This is a genomic window from Mycolicibacterium novocastrense, assembly GCF_001499835.1.
In the GTDB taxonomy this organism is placed as follows: Bacteria; Actinomycetota; Actinomycetes; order Mycobacteriales; family Mycobacteriaceae; genus Mycobacterium; species Mycobacterium novocastrense.
This window is the reverse complement of the sequence record NZ_LQIH01000038.1, coordinates 1-18,151: the sequence shown is the minus strand read 5'-3', so window position 1 is coordinate 18,151 and position 18,151 is coordinate 1. Positions and strand designations below refer to the sequence as shown.

General features: G+C 68.2%; 15 protein-coding genes and 1 tRNA gene. 6 read left to right on the top strand and 10 right to left on the bottom strand.

What is annotated here, in order from left to right:
* The 4 genes from AU072_RS21470 to fdh form a co-directional block, all read right to left on the bottom strand.
* A partial coding sequence (locus tag AU072_RS21470) for an MFS transporter (RefSeq protein WP_064415652.1) occupies positions 1-1,154 on the bottom strand: 1,154 nt, incomplete at its 3' end.
* A 171-nt stretch (positions 1,155-1,325) separates the two neighbouring features.
* Entirely contained in the window at positions 1,326-2,276 is a 951-nt protein-coding gene (gene nrfD / locus AU072_RS21465) for an NrfD/PsrC family molybdoenzyme membrane anchor subunit (RefSeq protein ID WP_064415651.1), read from the bottom strand.
* Positions 2,276-3,178 carry a 4Fe-4S dicluster domain-containing protein gene (locus tag AU072_RS21460; protein WP_064415650.1) on the bottom strand — a complete coding sequence of 301 codons (903 nt, stop codon included), beginning with the start codon at positions 3,176-3,178 and terminating at the stop codon, positions 2,276-2,278. The genes nrfD and AU072_RS21460 overlap by 1 nt, the downstream gene beginning before the upstream one ends.
* Positions 3,175-6,426 (bottom strand): formate dehydrogenase, encoded by a 3,252-nt coding sequence (gene fdh / locus AU072_RS21455; RefSeq protein ID WP_120271089.1) that lies wholly within the window; start codon positions 6,424-6,426, stop codon positions 3,175-3,177. Before fdh ends, AU072_RS21460 begins: the two co-directional genes overlap by 4 nt.
* Positions 6,427-6,628: 202 nt before the next feature.
* Here fdh and AU072_RS21445 point away from each other — a divergent pair, with 202 nt between their 5' ends.
* The 3 genes from AU072_RS21445 to AU072_RS21435 all read left to right on the top strand — a co-directional run bounded on the left by AU072_RS21445 (position 6,629) and on the right by AU072_RS21435 (position 9,533).
* Positions 6,629-7,474: a glycoside hydrolase family 16 protein gene (locus tag AU072_RS21445; protein WP_064415654.1), complete on the top strand. Its 846-nt coding sequence runs from the start codon at positions 6,629-6,631 to the stop codon at positions 7,472-7,474.
* Entirely contained in the window at positions 7,468-8,985 is a 1,518-nt protein-coding gene (locus AU072_RS21440; protein ID WP_064415647.1) for a glycosyltransferase family 39 protein, read from the top strand. The genes AU072_RS21445 and AU072_RS21440 overlap by 7 nt, the downstream gene beginning before the upstream one ends.
* A 77-nt stretch (positions 8,986-9,062) precedes the next feature.
* Entirely contained in the window at positions 9,063-9,533 is a 471-nt protein-coding gene (locus tag AU072_RS21435) for a nuclear transport factor 2 family protein (protein ID WP_064415646.1), read from the top strand.
* A 216-nt stretch (positions 9,534-9,749) separates the two neighbouring features.
* On the opposite strand, the gene AU072_RS21430 is transcribed toward AU072_RS21435, so the two are convergent.
* Positions 9,750-11,441: a selenocysteine-specific translation elongation factor gene (locus AU072_RS21430; protein WP_064415645.1), complete on the bottom strand. Its 1,692-nt coding sequence runs from the start codon at positions 11,439-11,441 to the stop codon at positions 9,750-9,752.
* Positions 11,429-12,739 (bottom strand): L-seryl-tRNA(Sec) selenium transferase, encoded by a 1,311-nt coding sequence (gene selA, locus AU072_RS21425; protein ID WP_064415644.1) that lies wholly within the window; start codon positions 12,737-12,739, stop codon positions 11,429-11,431. The genes AU072_RS21430 and selA overlap by 13 nt, the downstream gene beginning before the upstream one ends.
* 109 nt (positions 12,740-12,848) lie before the next feature.
* Here selA and AU072_RS21420 point away from each other — a divergent pair, with 109 nt between their 5' ends.
* On the top strand, positions 12,849-13,370 hold the full coding sequence (locus AU072_RS21420; protein ID WP_064415643.1) for a DUF488 domain-containing protein: 522 nt from the start codon (positions 12,849-12,851) through the stop codon (positions 13,368-13,370).
* Between the two features lie 13 nt (positions 13,371-13,383).
* Here AU072_RS21420 and AU072_RS21415 read toward each other — a convergent pair.
* Positions 13,384-13,478, bottom strand: a tRNA-Sec gene (locus AU072_RS21415).
* A 51-nt stretch (positions 13,479-13,529) separates the two neighbouring features.
* Between AU072_RS21415 and selD the strand changes: the two genes are divergently transcribed.
* The gene (selD, locus tag AU072_RS21410) at positions 13,530-14,537 is read left to right on the top strand and encodes a selenide, water dikinase SelD (RefSeq protein WP_064415653.1); all 1,008 of its coding nucleotides are present in this window, start codon (positions 13,530-13,532) and stop codon (positions 14,535-14,537) included.
* A 4-nt stretch (positions 14,538-14,541) separates the two neighbouring features.
* Here the strand turns inward: selD and AU072_RS21405 are convergent, their stop codons facing one another.
* From AU072_RS21405 to stpK7, 3 genes are all read right to left on the bottom strand, one after another.
* Positions 14,542-15,018, bottom strand: coding sequence for a DUF5994 family protein (locus tag AU072_RS21405; protein ID WP_064415642.1), 477 nt, complete (start codon positions 15,016-15,018; stop codon positions 14,542-14,544).
* On the bottom strand, positions 15,015-15,149 hold the full coding sequence (locus tag AU072_RS28825; RefSeq protein ID WP_263987696.1) for a hypothetical protein: 135 nt from the start codon (positions 15,147-15,149) through the stop codon (positions 15,015-15,017). Before AU072_RS28825 ends, AU072_RS21405 begins: the two co-directional genes overlap by 4 nt.
* A gap of 143 nt (positions 15,150-15,292) precedes the next feature.
* On the bottom strand, positions 15,293-17,089 hold the full coding sequence (gene stpK7, locus AU072_RS21400) for a serine/threonine protein kinase StpK7 (protein WP_064415641.1): 1,797 nt from the start codon (positions 17,087-17,089) through the stop codon (positions 15,293-15,295).
* A 330-nt stretch (positions 17,090-17,419) separates the two neighbouring features.
* Here stpK7 and AU072_RS21395 point away from each other — a divergent pair, with 330 nt between their 5' ends.
* Positions 17,420-18,007: an Rv1733c family protein gene (locus AU072_RS21395; protein WP_064415640.1), complete on the top strand. Its 588-nt coding sequence runs from the start codon at positions 17,420-17,422 to the stop codon at positions 18,005-18,007.
* Positions 18,008-18,151: the final 144 nt, after the last annotated feature.

Sequence of the window (18,151 nt, the reverse complement as noted above, 5' to 3'; positions counted from 1 at the left end):
CGTTCCTTGAGCGCCTGGTAGATCAACGGCGCCGTGCCACCGAACATCGAGTTCGCCAACGCGTAGCCCACACCCACTCCGAGCGCCCGAACGTGCACCGGGAACAGCTCCGACTTGACCAGCGCGTTGATCGAGGTGTAGCCGGTGAGGATGATGTATCCGACCGCCACCAACAGGAAAGAGGTTAGCGGCGAACGTGTTTCGGGCAGGTACGTGATCAGGATGTAGGTGTAGACCAGCCCGCCGAAGCCGAACCACAGCAGCAACGGTTTGCGTCCGACCTTGTCGCTGATCATCCCGCCGACCGGCTGCAGCAACATCAGGAAGATCAGGCCGACCAGATTGATCCACGTGCCCGTCATACCTTCGCCCTTGTAAGCGGTCTTCACGATCGCCGGCGCGTTGACGCTGTAGGTGTAGAACGCGACGGTGCCGCCCATGGTGATCAGGAAGCACAGCAGCAGCGGTTGCCAGTAGCGGGTGAACAACTCGCGCATGGAGCCGGCGCCCTTGTCCTCGCCGGCTTTGGTCGCCTCGATGACGTCCTCGGACAGCGACTCGTCCATGGTGCGGCGCAGCCAGAACACCACCACCGCCGCGACCCCACCGATCGCGAACCCGATGCGCCAGCCGAAGTCGTGCAGCTGGTCCTCACTGAGGAACGCGTCGAGCACCAATAACGTGAACTGCGCCAGCACATGTCCGCCCACCAGCGTGACGTACTGGAAGCTCGAGAAGAAGCCGCGGCGCTCGCGGGTCGCGGCCTCGGACATGTAGGTCGCCGACGTGCCGTACTCACCCCCGGTCGCGAATCCCTGTACGAGGCGGGCGAGCACGAGGACGATCGGCGCGGCGACCCCGATCGTCGCCTGCGATGGCACCAACGCGATCACCATCGAACAGAACGCCATCAGCGACACACTGACCGTCAGCGCTGCGCGCCGGCCCCGCCGGTCGGCGAACCGTCCGAAGAACCACGACCCGACGGGGCGCATCACGAAGGTGACCGCGAAGATCGCATACACGTACACCGTCGAGTTCTTCTCGGACTCGTCGAAGAACTGCGCTTCGAAGTACGAGGCGAACACCGTGTAGATGTAGACGTCGTACCACTCGACGAGGTTGCCCGACGAGCCACGGATCGTGTTCCACACCGCCCGCCTGGTCTGGGCAAGGAGTCGACCGCGGCGGTTGCGCTTCGGTGGTCGGTACGGTCATGGACGGACACGGTATCCGACGGAGCAGCCGGTCGGATGGATGTTGTTCATGGTGCAAGGGGCGAGATTGCACTCAGGGTCGTGGTCGGTCGCGAACAGCCCTCAGTGCTATCTCGTGCGTAGGCGCTCGCGGGCATCCACCCGCTCCCGCTGCGGGACGACGACGTACCTCGGGTCACGCGTCGACGCCACGCCCGCCTCGAACACCCCGAACCGCTGCAGCGCACTGCCCACGAGCAGCGCCGCCCCCGACGCGACCATCGCCGCCCGGTTGCGCCCGAGCGCCGCACCGACGGCTCCCCCTACGGTCAGCACCTCCGCTGCCTGACGCAACCGGTGCGGCCGTCCCGTGGTGTACGCCTCGCCTTCCACGCCCAGCCGCCGCTCCATCACCCGCGACGCCGCCACCTCCATACCCGCGCCCAGCACTGCCATCCGCCGCGCCGGACCGGTCTCGTCGTATGGCGCCAGCAACATCCCGAGCCCGGCGCCGCTGGCCGCCGCCGAACCCGTGAACACGAACGGCAGATACGGGTGGGCCTCCCGCCATGCCGGAACCGCCGTCTGCGACAACAGAACTGCCGTGTACGACGCCACTGCAGGGGCCGTTCCCGCCGCCCACAGCCCAGCTGGTCGCGCGGCCCGTTCCACCAGGCGGCCCACCGCTGTGCGGCGCAGCCGACGCGGCATCAGCTCGGCTACCGCAATCACGCCCGAGCCCGGGCCGTACGCCGAGAGGATCCATGTCCCCATGCTCATCGGCGAGCTCGGCTTGGCCACCCGCAGCATGTGATGGAACCGCTCCGGTCGCCCCAAGTCGGCGATCAGGAAGTACAGGCTCGCCAAAATGCTGACCAGCGAACCGATTCGGGTCACCTTGCGCAGCTCGGTCCGCCCCGTCAGGTCCGCTCCCGCCGCGAGCATCGCCGAGCCGCCGGACAGCCCGCCGCAGAACAGGTACGCCGCGATCCGCCAGTCCCATACCGGGCTCTTGAGGATCTGTTTGCCGTAGTAGGAGCGGAACTCGGCCTTCGGCACGGCGAGTTGTTCGCGGGGCATCAGTTCCGCCTTCCGAAGAACGAGGACACCGCGATACCGACCATCGCCGTCGCCGCCATTCCCGCGTAGCGCCACATCGCGCCCATGTCGCGTGTCGGCACCACCGGGTCCGGTGGCAGCCCGTACACCTCGGGTTCGTCGAGCAGTAGGAAGAACGCGCCGTCGCCGCCGACACCGTCGTTGGGATCCTCGCCGTACAGCCGCGCCTCGGTGATGCCGCGTTCGTGTAACTCGTTGACACGCAGGGCCGCTCGTTCACGCAGTTCGTCGAGCACGCCGAACTGGATGGAGTCCGTCGGGCACGCCTTCGCGCAGGCCGGCTCCAGCCCGTCGCGCAGCCGGTCGTAGCACAGCGTGCACTTCCAGGCACGGCCGTCGCCCTCCCGCCGCTCGATCACCCCGTACGGGCAGCCCGACACGCAGTATCCGCAGCCGTTGCAGATGTCCTGCTGCACAACGACGGTCCCGAACTCGGTGCGAAACAGCGCGCCGGTCGGGCACACATCGAGGCACCCGGCGTGGGTGCAGTGCTTGCAAACATCGCTGCTCATCAACCAACGGAAGTCCTGGCGGGTCTCGGCGCTCATCGTGTCACCGGGCCGCTCGAAGCCGGGCATGCCCAGGTCGACGCGTTCCCGCGAGGGCTGCTCGATGAACGCGACGTGCCGCCACGAATTCGCGCCCAGCTCACCGGTGTTGTCGAACGACATGCCCAGCAAGTTGTAACCGTCCCCATCCCCGGAGACCGGAACCTCGTTCCACTCCTTGCACGCGACCTCGCACGCCTTACAGCCGATGCACACCGACGTGTCGGTGAAAAAGCCCATCCGCGGCGGGTGTTGGCCGTACCCCGCATCGGCGGCCACGTCGTCGAGGGGGCCGTAGAAGCTGTTGTGGCTCATGGCTGCTCCTCGGTGTGGTCTTCCGAGGGCCCAGTGGTGTCCAGGTTGGTACCCGTCTCGGGCGTGATGCGCGCACGCTCGCGGTACATCGCGATGTATTGCAGCAGCGCCGGTCCCCGCGGCCGCCGCCCCGGCTGGATGTCACACGTGGCGACCTTGCTCTCCTGAATGAACACGTTGGGATCGGCCACCACACCGAGCAGGTCGTTGACGACGTCTCCGTCGATCAGCCCGACGCTGCCCCAGTGGTACGGCATCCACACCTGATGCACCACCCGGTCCTCGACCCGCAGCGGCCGCATCCGATCGGTCACGAACACCCGCGCGTCGACCGCCGAGCGGCTGGTCACCACGTGCGCCCATTCCATATGTGCCAGACCGCGTTCGGCCGCCAGTTCCGGTGACACCTCGACGAACAGGCCCGGCTGCAGCTCGGACAGGTACGGCAGTTGGCGGCTCATCCCGCCGGCCGTGTGGTGCTCGGTGAGCCGTGCGGCGGTGAAGACGTAGGGGAACACGTCGCCGTGCAACTCCGGCGGTGACGGGTTCGACGGGTTGTCCGCGCGCCCGTACACCTTGCGCGCCGGGTTGCCCTGCTGCCTGTAGAGCGCATTGGCCATCGGCGACTCGTGCGGTTCGTAGTGCGTCGGCAACGGACCGTCGAGCACCCCGTTGGGCGCGAACAGCCATCCCTTGCCGTCGGCCTGCATGACGAACGCGTCGACACCACTCAGCGCGTCGACACCCACTGCGTCAGAGGGCGGTTCGTAATCCGGCGGCTTGTTCTTCTCGAAGTCCGGGACGTCGTAGCCCGTCCACTCCTCTTTGTCGGCATCCCACCAGACCAGCTTCTTGCGCTCACTCCACGGCCTGCCCTGTGGGTCGGCAGAGGCGCGGTTGTAGAGCACGCGGCGGTTCATCGGCCACACCCAACCCCATTGGGAGTCGTCGTGCGGCTCCCGCCGGGCCGCCTGGTTGACCTCGTCGGCGTAGACGCCGCTGTAGATCCAACATCCACACATCGTCGAGCCGTCGGCCTTCAACGAGAGATAGTTGTCGACGGCGCGACCCGTCGTCAGGTCGACGCCGCTGATGCGCCGGAGCACGTCGTCGGCTGACGGCTCGTCACCGTCCAGTCGGTAGTCCCACGACAGGTCCAGCACCGGCCGGTCCCGTTCATCGGTTGAGCCGGCAAGCTTTTCGCGCAGAATCCGACCCAGGTGGTAGAAGAACCACAGCTCGGATCGGGCGTCGCCGGACGGTTCGACCGCCTGTTCGCGCCACTGCAGCTTGCGCTGCGTCTGGGTGAATGTTCCGGACTTCTCGACGTGCGAGGCGGCGGGGAACAGGAACACCTCGGTGCGGCAGGTTTCCGGGTCGATCTCGCCGGTCTCGATCTCCGGGGCGTTCTTCCAGAACGTCGCGCTCTCGATCTCGACCAGGTCGCGCACGACCAGCCAGTCCAGGTTGGCCATGCCGAGGCGCTGCAACCGTCCGTGCGCCGACCCGACCGCCGGGTTCTGCCCCAGCAGGAAGTAGCCGAACACGTTGCCGTCGACCATGTCCATCACCGTGCGGTAGGTGCCGTGGTCGCCGTTGATGCGGGGCAGGTAGTCGAAGCAGAAGTCGTTGTCGGCGGTCGCGTGTTCGCCCCAGTACTCCTTGAGCAGCGACACCATGTAGGTATCGGCGTTGTGCCAGAAGCCTTTCTGGTTGCGGCCGCGGATGTCGTCGACGTACTGCTGCAAGGTTTCCTGACCGGCGTGCGGCATCGCGAGGTACCCGGGCAGCAGGTTGAACAGCGTCGGCACGTCGGTCGAGCCCTGGATGCTGGCGTGCCCGCGCAGCGCGAACACGCCCCCGCCCGGTCTGCCGATGTTGCCCAGCAGCAGTTGGATGATCGCGCCGGCACGGATGAACTGCGAGCCCATCGTGTGCTGGGTCCACCCGACGCTGTACACCAGCGCGCCGGTCCGGTCGCGCCCGGAGTTCTCGGCCCACGCCCGCGCGATGTCCAGGAAGTCCTCGGCGGACACACCGCAGATCCGCTCCACCATCTCCGGGGTGTAGCGGGCGTAGTGCCGTTTGAGGATCTGGAACACGCAGCGCGGATGCTGCAACGTCGGATCGCTCGGGAGCATCTGCGCGGTGTCGTCGATCGGCGCGCCGCCCGATCCCTGCTGCTCCGACGCGGCCTGCTCCTTGGCTCCGGACCCGCCGCCTTCGCGGTCCGTCCGCTCGTACTGCCACGTCGACGGGTTGTAGGAGGCGGTTTCGTCGTCGTAGCCGGAGAACAACCCGTCGAGATCCTCGGCGTCGCGGAACCGCTCGTCGACGATGAACGAGGCGTTGGTGTAGGCGGTGACGTATTCGCGGAAGTCGAGGTCGTTGCTCAGGATGTAGTTGATGACGCCGCCGAGGAAGGCGATGTCACTGCCCGCCCGCAGCGTGAGGTGCCGATCGGCCAGCGCGCTGGTACGGGTGAACCGCGGGTCGATGTGCACGACCTTGGCGCCGCGCGCCTTGGCCTCGACCACCCACTGGAAACCGACGGGATGGGCTTCGGCCATGTTCGACCCCATGATCACGATGAAGTCCGAGTTGGCGAGATCCTGCTGGTAATCCGTCGCCCCGCCGCGACCGAAGGAGGCTCCCAGACCGGGAACCGTGGCGCTGTGTCAAATACGCGCCTGGTTCTCGATCTGTAACGCTCCCAAGGCGGTGAACAGCTTCTTGATCAGGTAGTTCTCTTCGTTGTCCAGCGTCGCTCCGCCCAGGCTCGCGATGCCCATGGTGCGGCGCAGCGTGTTGCGGTCGGCGTCGAACTGCTGCCAGCCCTTCTCCCGCGCGTCGAGGACCCGGTCGGCGACCATGTCCATCGCGGTGTCGAGATCGATCTCCTGCCACTCGGTGGCGTACGGCGGGCGGTAGCGCACCTTGGTCAGCCGTTGCGGGCCGGTGACGAGCTGCTTGCTCGCAGATCCCTTGGGGCACAGGCGGCCTCGCGAGACCGGACTGTCGGGGTTGCCCTCGATCTGGATGACCTTCTCATCCTTGACGTACACCTTCTGCGCGCACCCGACCGCGCAGTACGGGCATACGGAGTACGCGACCCGGTCGGCGTCGACGGTGCGCGGGGTCAACTCGACCGAGCGCTTGGACTGGGCGGCGTGGCCGCGCCCCAACCGGTCCGGACCCGTGAGCTGGCGGTACACCGGCCACGACTGGAACAACCCCTTGAGGTCCACAGTGCCTCCTTACCCGACGCGACTCCCATCAAACCGCGTTGCGGGTGCAGTTGCCACGAAGCCGACTTACGTCGGCGTTGCGCCTAGTCAGATGGATATGTCACCCGTGGGCGTCCTCAATTGACGTCCGCGTCGGGCACCACGGTGGCGGCAACTCGACCCGATCATGGTTTGCACCCTCTATGGTGCTGCTGTGGCCGAAATCGACCGTCGCACCCTGATGATGATGACCGGAGCCGCCGCCGTGGGCGCGGCCGCACTACCCTCGCCGCTGGCCAACGCCTCGCCGGTACGGCCGTCGCCGCCGGCGCAGCCGCCACCGGACGCGGCGACAGGCGGCTATCTGTTCGTCGACGAGTTCGACGGACCCGCCGGTTCCGCACCTGACCCGTCCAAGTGGATCATCCAGTCCTGGGACGACCCGGTGAACCCGCCGATCGCGGGCCACTACCGCGACGACCGACGCAACGTGTTCGTCGACGGCAACTCCAACCTCGTGTTGTGCGCCACCCAGGAAGGCGACCAGTACTTCAGCGGCAAGGTGCTCAGCCACTTCCGGGGCCAGATCGGCACGACCTGGGAAGCGCGGATCAAGTTGGACTGCATGCACCCGGGTCTGTGGCCGGCCTACTGGTTGCTGAACCAGGATCCGCTGCCGGACGGCGAGGTCGACATCGTCGAGTACTACGGCAACGAGTCCTGGCCACCCGGAACCACCGTCCACGCCGCCTCCAACGGCAAGACGTGGGAGGGGATGTCGATTCCGCAGCTGGTGGATCCCGCATGGCACAGCTGGCGCACCGAGTGGAGCGAGGACGGTTTCCGCTTCTGGCGTGACTACGTCGATGGCGCCGAGCCCTACTTCACCGTTCCGGCCAAGCCGATCCCGGTCCACGGCCGTCCCGGCGACCTGCGGTGGCCGTTCGGTAAACCCGGCTACTGGCTGCAGGCCATCTTCAATCTGGCGGTCGGCGGTTCGGGCGGCGGCGATCCGCGTCGGGCGCCGTATCCGTCGGTGATGCTCATCGACTGGATCCGCGTCTGGTAGACGTCTCCGCCCGCGGCCGGCTCGCGCGGCTGGAACCGCTGCTCGTCGGCATTCTCGGCGCCGCGGTGAGCCTCGCGGGCGCCGGAAGACCGTCGTTCTGGTACGACGAGGCCGCCACGATCTCGGCGTCCTACAGCCGGCCGCTGCCTGCGCTGTGGCAGATGCTCGGCGACGTCGACGCCGTCCACGGCCTGTACTACGTGCTGATGCACGGCTGGTTCTCTGTCGTGCCGCCGACCGAGTTCTGGTCGCGGGTGCCCAGTGGCCTGGCTGTCGGCGCCGCCGCGGCGGGTGTGGTGGTGCTGGGCCGGCAGCTGTCGTCGCGGGCGGTCGGGGTGGTGGCCGGTGTCCTGTGCGCCATCCTGCCCCGGGCGACGTGGGCGGGCATCGAGGCGCGTCCGTACGCGCTGACGATGATGCTCGCGGTCTGGCTGGCAGTGCTGCTGGTGTGGGCCGCGGGACGCGAATCACGTTGGGTGTGGGCGGCATACGGTGCTGTGCTGGCCGTGTCGATTCTGTTCGACGTCTACCTGGCGCTGCTGGTTCCCGCACACGCGGTGTTCGTGCTGGCGTTCCGGCGCCGCCGGGCGGTGGTGCTGCCGTTTACGATCGCGTCGGGTGCGGGCGTCGCGGTGATGGCTCCGTTTGTCGCCGTGGTCGCCGGGCAGGCCCAGCAGATCAGCTGGATCACGCCGATCGGTACGCGCACGTTCGAAGACGTTGCCGTCCAACAGTATTTCGACCGTAACCCGTACTTCGCGGCGCTGTCGGCGGCGGTGGTGCTCGCGGCGATCGGGGTGTGGTTTTTCGCGAGGCGACCCAGTGTCGGGGAACGGGAGGCTGTCGTGCTGGCCGTCGCCTGGCTGGTGATCCCGACGACGTTGATCGTGGCGTACTCGGCGGTTCGCGAACCGCTCTACACCCCGCGGTATCTGTGTTTCACCGCACCCGCGATGGCACTGCTGCTGGGCGTCTGCGTCATGGCGGTGGCACGTCCGGGGTGGGTGGCGACGGCCGTCGTGGTGGTGTTCGCCGTGGTTGCGGCGCCCACTTTCGTTGCCGTACAACGCGGTCCGTACGCGAAGTACGACATGGACTACAGCCCGGTTGCCGACCTGATCTCGACCAAGGCCGCCGCCGGTGACTGCCTGCTGGTCAATGACACCGTCACCTTCCACCCCGCGCCGATGCGACCGCTGATGGCCGCGCGTCCCGACGCCTACGCCGGCCTGGTCGACGTCAGCCTGTGGCAGCGCGCCGCCGACCGCCGCGACGTGTTCGACACGAACCTGATTCCCGAGGCCTCGGTCGGACCGCTCGAACACTGCGCCGTCGTCTGGATCATCACACAGGCCGACCCCGGCGCCCCCGAACACGAAGAGGGCGTGGCGATTCCCCCGGGCCCGTTGTTCGGCGGGACGCGAGCGTTCGCGGTCAGCCACGATATGGGCTTCCGGCTGGTCGAGCGGTGGCAGTTCAGTTTGGCGCAGGCGATCAAGGCCGAACGCTAGCCGATCGCGGGAATGTCGGGCCGAGCGTACGGTTCTGTACGTAAAGCCACGGGACGGGCGCAGGAAAGGACACGCGAATGAGCACGACGCCGCTGGTGCCGCCGTTCAGCCACGTGACCGCTGTCGCTAAAGTCCGTGGCGCAGAGGACAACTGGAATACCCGCGATCCCGCACGCGTCGCGAAGGGGTACACACCGGACAGTCAGTGGCGCAACCGGTCGACCTTTCTTCAGGGCCGCGAACAGATCATCGAGTTCCTGACCGACAAATGGCAGAAAGAACTCGAGTATCGGCTGATCAAGGAACTCTGGGCCTACGGCGACGACCGCATCGCGGTCCGGTTCGCCTACGAATACCACGATGCCCAGGGTCGGTGGTTCCGGGCGTACGGCAACGAGAACTGGGAGTTCGCCGCCGACGGGCTGATGAAGACCCGCCACGCCAGCATCAACGATGTGCCGATCAGCGAAGAGCAGCGGTTGTTCCACTGGGACCGCTCCGGCCCGCGGCCTGCCGACCATCCGGGTCTGAGCGAACTGGGGTTGTGACGCGAACGAGCGCTTGGCCTGTACGACGCGTGCGGTCGTCCCGCAAGTCCCCGTAGTCACAGTTGCCTCATCAGTCCCTGGCAGGGAGCCTTTGGCGAGTGCCCGGCTCTCAGCGAATTATTCGCTGGGAGCGAATAATTCGCTCTGAGGCGGGCACTTGCGATGTTGAACCCACCAGAGGCCAGTGGGGCTGGTGGAGCCAGTGGGGTTGCTGATTCAGCGCTGCTGCGGAAGCAGCGTTCGGGTGCCGTCGGCGCCCCGCCGGGTGATCTTTCGAGCGTCGAGGTGTTCGAGCAGCGGCACCGCGACCCGCCGGGTGGTGCTCAGCGCGCGCTTGGCTTCGGCGACGGTGAACGGTTGCGGCAGCGCCGCGAGGATCTCGCCCGCGCGGTCGACGGCATCGGGGCCGAGGACCACGCCGTCGGCGATCCTGGTGAGCCGTCCGGCGCGGATCGCCGCCGCGAGTTCGCGCGGTCCCAGGTTCAGGTCGGCGAGTTCGTCGGCCTCCGGTGCTTGAAACGGCTCGGCCGCCAACCACTCCTCCACCGTGCGCACCGCCTTGTCGACGCGCGCGGGCAACTCCGCGTCCGGGCGTCGCACCATCCCGTCGGCCACCTGAAGCCCGGTGCCCTCCAACAGCGCGAGCAGCAGTTCGGCGGCGGGCAGACCGGCCTGCTGCCGAAGAGCTTCCAACGGCATTCCCGCCGCGATATCGTGCCCGGCCGTCCAGTCGTCGAGCGCCGCGGTCATCTGGTGGCGACGCCGAGTCCACCAGTCGTTGTCGACCACCCACTCCCCGATGCGGGTGCCGTCGGCGTCAAATCCCATGGCGCGCAACTCCGTTATCCGGACACAAGGTGGTGGACGCACATGTCCGGTGGCCAGTTCCTCACCGCGCTCGCGTGCCGCACCGCGACGGCGCAGTGCGGGTGGCCGCACGTCGAGCACCTCGACACCCGCGGCGATCCGATGCTCGCCGGGGTCACGTAACAACCCGATGTCACCCACTCGCAGCGGCAGCGGACGCGTCAGCCGAAGCCGCGCACCCGCCTCCCCGAGCGGCCGCACGTGCACTGGGACGGCCGCCGACCCGACGTGCAGCACGAGCTGCCGATGTAATCCGCCGGATTCCCTTAGCAGAACGTCGATTTCGGCCGTGTCCAACCATGCGCCCGGGGTGCGGATGGTGTGGCCGCGACCGATGTGCCTGCGGTCGACACCGCGCACATTCACCGCGACCCGCGCGATGGCACCGACCTCTCGCCGATCCCGACCGAGCGACTGCAGGCCCCGAATCGTCACCCGTCGTCCCGCGTGCTCGAGCTCGTCGCCGACACGCAACGTGCCCGCCGCCAGCGTCCCCGTCACCACGGTGCCCGCGCCGCGGACGGTGAACGACCGGTCCACCCACAGCCGCACGTCGGCATCGCGGTCGGGTGGGGGCAGCCCGTCGACAAGCGAAACCACCGCGGCGCGAACGGCTTCCAGGTCCGCGCCGAGCACCACCGGAACGTCGGGCAGCCGCTCGCGCACCTGCGCCAGAGCAGGCGCCGGGTCGGCGAGGTCGGACTTGCTGATCACCACGAGCAGATGCCGGACGCCGAGCGCCCGCAGCGCGTCGAGATGTTCGTCGGACTGGGGCATCCAGCCCTCCGTCGCGGCGACGACGAACATGATCGCGGGCACGGGGCCGACGCCGGCGAGCATGTTCGCGACGAACCGCTCGTGGCCGGGCACGTCGACGAACGCGACCTCACGCCCGTCGAGCGTGGTCCACGCGAAGCCCAGATCGATGGTCAGGCCGCGCCGCTGCTCCTCGGCCAGCCGATCGGGCCACATGCCGGTGAGGCGTTCGACGAGCGTGGACTTGCCGTGGTCGACGTGGCCCGCGGTCGCTACGACGTACACGCCAGCACCGCCTGGGCGAGCAGGCTGTCGTCGTCGGGTGCCACCGTGCGCAGGTCCAGCAGGCACCGACCGCCCTCCAGCCGTCCGACCACCGAGGGTGTGCCGGTTCGCAGGGGGGCGGCGTAGGACTCCGGAAGGCTGATCGCGGCGCTGGGCAGCGCGACGTCGGGTGCGCCGCCACCGCCGACCGCGGCCGTGCAGTCGACGGCCTCGGCTCCCGGGAGCTGTGCGGCGAGTTTCTGTGCGCGGATCCGTAAGTCGGAGACGTCGGCGTCGAGCGCCTGCATGACCGGCGGGGGCGGGCCGACAAGCGTGGCCTCCAGCGCGGCGAGGGTCAGCTTGTCGACCCGCAGCGCCCGCGCCGCGGGATGGCGCCGCAGCCTCTCGATCAGGTCCGCCGAGCCGAACAGCAGGCCGGCCTGGGGCCCGCCGAGCAGCTTGTCCCCGCTGGCGGTGACGACGTCGGCGCCGTCGCGCAGCATCGTGGTGGCGTCGGGCTCGTCGGGCAGCAGCGGGTGCGGGGTGAGCAGGCCCGAGCCGATGTCGGCGACGAGCGGAACGACTTTCTTCCCGTCGCTTCGCTCGCCCCGGACGAGTTCGGCGAGCTCGGGTACGCCGACCGTCGAGGTGAAGCCACTGACCGAGTAATTCGACGGGTGCACCTTGAGGATGAAACCCGTGTCGGGCTCCAGCGCGTCGGCGTAATCGCGCAGATGGGTGCGGTTGGTGGTGCCGACCTCGCGGATGCGCGAACCGGTCGACTCCATCAGTTCGGGCAGGCGGAAGCCGTCGCCGATCTCGATGAGCTCGCCGCGGCTGACGACGATCTCCTTGCCTGGGGCCAGCGTCATCGCGGTGAGCAGCAGGGCGGCGGCGTTGTTGTTGACCACGTGCACGCCGCCGGCGGTCGGAACCGCACGGGCCAACGCCGCGAGCGCGCCGCGTCCGCGCCGGGCCCGGCGCCCGGTCTCCAGATCGAACTCCACGTCGGTGGCACCGCTCGCGGTGACGACCGCGTCGACCGCCGCCTGTGACAACGGCGCCCGCCCCAGGTTCGTGTGCACGACGACCCCGGTGGCGTTGATGACCGGCCGCAGCGTGGCCGCGCTGGTCGGCAGCGAGGCGACCGCGTCGTCGGCGACCTGCTCCGGCTCGATCTCACCGGCCCGCGCGCGTTGTTGGGACTGTCCCACAACGGTTTTCACCAGCGTTCGACCCAGCACCCGCGAGGCCTCGGCCAGGCGCGGATCGGCGAGCAGCGCGTCGGTGCGCGGCACCCGTCGTCGCGGATCGGTCACCGTCGCCCCCGTGATTTGTGTGCACTTTGTTGCGGCCAGCGCACCAAAGCGCACCGAATTCGCATGAAGCCATCATGGCCCAACGGCCTCGATCGGGTACACCGGTGGTGTGTTGATGTCGGTGGGTCACGGTGCGCTCGACAGGTCGGCCCTCGCGCGGTTGCTGGGCGAGGCCGAGGTCGAGGCGCTCGTCGACATTCGCCGCTATCCGAACAGCAGACACAACCCCGACGTCGAGAGGACCGCGATCACCGAGTGGGCCGGGAAAGCCGGATTGGCCTACCGCTGGGAGCAGCGCCTGGGCGGGCGCCGCAGCTTGCCCGCGGGCTCCGAACCCGAGGATCCGTGGTGGCGGGTCAAACAGTTCGCCGCCTACGCCGCGTATACGCGCACCGAGGAATTCCACGACGCGTTGGCCGAGCTCATCGAGCAGTCGAAACAGGGGCGCACCGCGATGATGTGCAGCGAGTCGGTGTGGTGGCGTTGCCACCGGCGGATCGTCGCCGACGTGGCGGTGCTGCGGTTCTCGGTGCCGGTCGAACACCTCATGCACGACGGTCGGTTGGTGCCGCACGAGCCGTCCGAAGGCGCGCGGATCCGCGACGACGGCCTGGTGGTGTGGGACGGCTGATCACCGGAATGGGTGGCGGAGGCGGACGGGAATCGAACCCGCCAGCGACAGAATCTGCCGCTCAGCGATTTTGAAGACCGCGCCTGTCACCAGACCGGATACGCCTCCCTGACCCACCGCCCGATCATGCCAGGCAGCATGGAGGCTGTGACGGAGCAGATGACCTACCGACTGACCCAGTACGCCCACGGCGGTGGCTGCGCATGCAAGATCCCGCCCGGTGAACTCGAGGACGTCGTCCGTGGCCTGACCGGCGCCGCGCCGCGCGATCCGGTCGGCGAGCTGCTGGTGGGCCTCGACGACGGCGACGACGCGGCGGCGGTGCGCATCGGCGGCGTCGGTTCAGGCGGTGGCCTGGCGCTGATCGCGACGACGGACTTCTTCACCCCGGTGGTCGACGACCCGTACGACTGGGGCCGGATCGCGGCCACCAACGCGCTGTCGGATGTGTACGCGATGGGCGGGCGTCCGGTCGTCGCGGTGAATCTGCTGGGCTGGCCGCGCGATGTGTTGCCGTTCGAGTTGGTCAGCGAGGTGTTGCGCGGCGGCCTGGATGTGTGTGGGACCGCGGGCTGCCACTTGGCGGGCGGGCACAGCGTCGACGATCCGGAACCGAAGTACGGGCTGGCCGTCACCGGTGTCGCCGATCCGAACCGGTTGCTGCGCAACGACGCAGGCAAACCCGGTGTCCCCCTGTCGTTGACCAAGCCGCTGGGCGTCGGGGTTCTCAACAGCCGGCACAAGAACACCGGTGAGACGTTCCCGGAAGCGATCGCGGTGATGACCACGCTGAACGCCGACGCCGCGCGGGCCGCCGTCGATGCCGGTGCCGAATGCGCCACCGACATAACGGGTTTCGGATTGCTCGGCCACCTGCACAAGCTGGCCCGCGCCAGCGGCGTCACCGCGGTCATCGACAGCGCGGCGGTGCCCTACATCGACGGCGCGCGAGATGCGTTGGCGCAGGGCTATGTCAGCGGCGGAACCCGGCGCAATCTGGACTGGGTGGCACCGCATGTCGACCTGTCCGCCGTCGACGAAGATGAGGCATTGCTGCTCGCCGATGCGCAGACGTCGGGTGGTCTGCTGATCGCCGGGGAGATTCCGGGCGCGCCCGTGATCGGCGAACTCGTGCCGCGTGGCGAGCACACGATCGTCGTGCGCTGAAAGATCAGGCGTTGGCCGTCCAGGCCACGCTGTCGGACTGCGCGTCACGGATGACGGTGTCGGCGGCTTCGCTCCACTGCGCACATTCGGGTGAGCCGTCGTAAGATCTGCCGGCCGCGCACCGCATGACCATCGCACCGAGCGCGGGCGTCGTCATGTGCGGTATCACAAGAAGTTTCACCGACGCCGAGCGTCCGGCGACGACCATCAGTCGATGCGCCCGGCGCGGGCCGGGACTCTTGGTCCTGGTGCTCGACAGGATCGAGTTGTAGTCAAGCGTGCCTTCGGTGGCCGCCCAGTTCACCCGGATGTCGATGATCTCGCCGAGCGTCTTGTGCAGGGTTTCGATCAGCTCGGGTAGTTCACCGGCGACCGATCCGGTGTGGGGCCACCACGCGCCGTCGATGTCGGAGCCGAGTTTGCGTGCGAGCACGAGGCGGACGGGTCGGGCCAGCCGCCGCGTCCCCGTGAGGCCGTTCATGCCGAGGGTGTGGACGGACCGCGTTCAGGGCGGTCGGAGAACACCGGATTGGTGACGGGTTCGGTGGAGTGGTCTTCGTTCGAGGTGAACTCGGGCTTCTGAGGGTGTGAGAACAGGTCGTTCGACTGCATGTAGCAAGTCCTTCGTTACGTTCCGCAGCGGCCGATGTCGACTGGCGCGCGGTATCAAGACGCAGATCCATCGTGTGGAAAAGATGGCTGCTGACCGGAGACGGCTATCTCCAGGTTACACGCCGGCTTGCGAGGGCCAAAGGTCAGCGGGTCGCACCGTTGATCTGCGGCGTGGAGATCATGCCCTTCTCGACGCCCCACATCAGGGCGATGGTGCGGTACTCGCCGGTGGAGATCAGATGCGCCAATGCCTGACGCAGCGACTCCGCCAGCCCGGAGCCCTTGGCCACCGGCCAGCCGTAGGGCGCGGAGTTGAACACATCCCCGGCGGCCTCCAGCGCACCGCCCGAGGTCTTGATCGCGAATCCCGCGACCGGTGAGTCCGTGGCCATGACGTCGACCTCACCGTTGATCAGCGCCTTGGTGAGGTCGTCCTGCGTCACGTAGACGACTTCGTCGATCGGCGCCGAGCCGGCGGCCGCGCACTCCTTGCTCTTCGCCGGAACCTCCTCGGTCTCCTGAAGGGTCGCGTACGCCACGCCGATACGGAGCCCGCATGCGTCGGCCGGAGTGAACCCGGACCCGGTCCGCTGCGCCCACAGCGTGCCCGCCTGGAAATAGGTGACGAAGTCGACCGCCTCCTCGCGCTCCTTGGTGTCGGTGACCGATGACATGCCGACGTTGAAGTCGCCGGCCCGCACCGACGGCAGGATCGCCTCGAACGCGGTTTCGCGGTATTCGGGAACCAGGCCAAGGGTTCGGGCTACCGCATTCATCAGATCGACGTCGAAGCCGACGATCTGGCCGTCGGCATCCTTGAATTCGTTTGGCGCATAAGGGGTGTTGACGCCGATGACGAGCTTGCCCGTCGACCGGATGTCCTCGGGCACCGTCGCCGCGATCGATGCCACCGCGCCGTCGGCGGCGGGCGGCGGGGCTGTGGTCTCCTCGATGCTGGCCGGTCGGGCGCTACCGTCTCCCCGCCACTGCAGTACGCCGAACGTGCCCAGCGCGGCGACCAGCACGACCGACGCCGCCACCGCCAACGCCCGGCGCGGCACGCGTCTGACGTTGGCCGGCGCCCGTCGCGCCTGGTGTCTGCCGCTGCCCGCGGTGCGCACCGGTGCGGTGAGCGCTCGGCGGGCGGCGTCGGCCAGGTCGCCGGCCTTCTGGTAGCGCTTGGCCGGCGTCTTGGCCATGCCTTTGGCGATGACCTCGTCGAAGGCCGCCAACCGCGGATCGACCGCCGACGGCTTCGGAACGTCCTTGTTCATGTGGCCGGCGATCTGCTGCTCGAGGCTGTCGGCGGGATACGGGCGAACGCCGGTCAGGCACTCATAGAGCACGCAGGCCAGTGCGTAGATGTCGGCGGTCTGATCGACCGGTTTGCCCTCGAAGCGTTCGGGGGCCATATAGGCCATCGTCCCGAGCGTGCTGCCCGCGGTGGTCAAGCCCTTCTCACCCGCGCTGCGGGCCAAGCCGAAGTCGATGAGGTACACGAATTGGCGTTCGGTGACCAAGATGTTCGACGGCTTGATGTCGCGGTGAATCAGGCCGCGGGCGTGCGCGGCGTCGAGCGCCGTCGCCACCTGTTCGACGATCTTGACCGCCAGCGTCGTATCGAGCGGGCGTTTACCGGCGTCCTTGAGGATGGCGCCCAGGTTGCGGCCCTCGATGAGGCGCATGTCGAGGTAGAGGCGGCCGTCGATCTCGCCGAATCCGTGGATCGGCACGACGTGCGGGTCGTTGAGCCCGGCGGCGGCCTGCGACTCGCGCCGGAAGCGCTGTTGGAAGACCTCGTCGGCGGCCATGGACGGCGGCAACACCTTCAGCGCGACGATGCGGTCGGTCTTGGTGTCGTAGGCGCGATAGACCTCGCCCATACCGCCGCGGCCGATCAACTCCTGCAGCTGGTAGTGCCCGAATGGTGTCGCGTCCACCGTCTCTATTAACCCCTCGACAGCGGCCAACCCCGCATCGTGTGTCGATTGAAGTTACATCATGTTTGCCAGGATCTCTTAATAATCTGCGCCGTTTATGGCCGGCGGCCTCGGGCCAGCCGCGGTGCTGCTCCTGACGTGCTCACGGGGTCCGGTGCAACAGGTTGCTGGCGGCGCGGAGCGATGCCGGTCTTTCGCTTTCGGGTGAGCGTGCGCGAAGTGTTGCTTTTCGGCGGCGCGTCGTGTGCGGACGCGCCCGCTCGCGGAGGGGCGAAAAGAGGTTTGGATGGGCGGCCTCGGTCAATTCCCCTGACGTCTGAGGGAGGCACGATGCAGACGGTCCAACACGGGTGGTGGCACTGGCGGATGATCCACGCCATCGGTCGAAATCCGCTCGTGCGGAGGACCGATCGCGTCGAGACCCTCGTGATGGTGGTGGCGGTGACGGCCTCGCTGATCGCCATACCGGTCGCCGGGGCCATGGCGACGGCCATCCACGAGGAACGCGGCCGCGCCTACGTTGCAGAAGCCCAGCACCGCTACCCGGTCACCGCTACGGTCACCGCCACGAGCGCGACGCTTCGAGGCACCGATGTCTCCGTCGTACAGGCGAATTGGCGGTTTGCCGGCGTTCAGCACACCGAGCGTTTCCGGTGGGACCGGCCAGTGAAAGCGGGGCAGACCATCGACGTCTCGGTCTATCCGGACGGTCGACGGGCGCAGCCGCTGGATCCGTGGTGGCGCGCCGGGGTCGACGCATCGGTCGCAGCCATCTCGTTCTGGCTCGCGGTGACTGCGGTGGCGGCGATGTTCGTCCTCGTCGGCCGGCCGTGCCTGCGGCGGATGCGTTACGCGGCATGGGACCGCGAGATCGCCAGCCTCGCCGACGACGGCGGGACGGCGAACCGTCGCTCCTAACGTTGGCGCTCTCCGTCGCGGCACTCAAGCCGTCGCGGGCACTCAATCGGCGCGAGCGGCCGCCGTTGTACGGCCGAACGCGGCGTGTCGGTGCACAAACACGGTCGCTCGCGGGGGTTGGAGGGGTCGCTCGCGGGTTGGAGG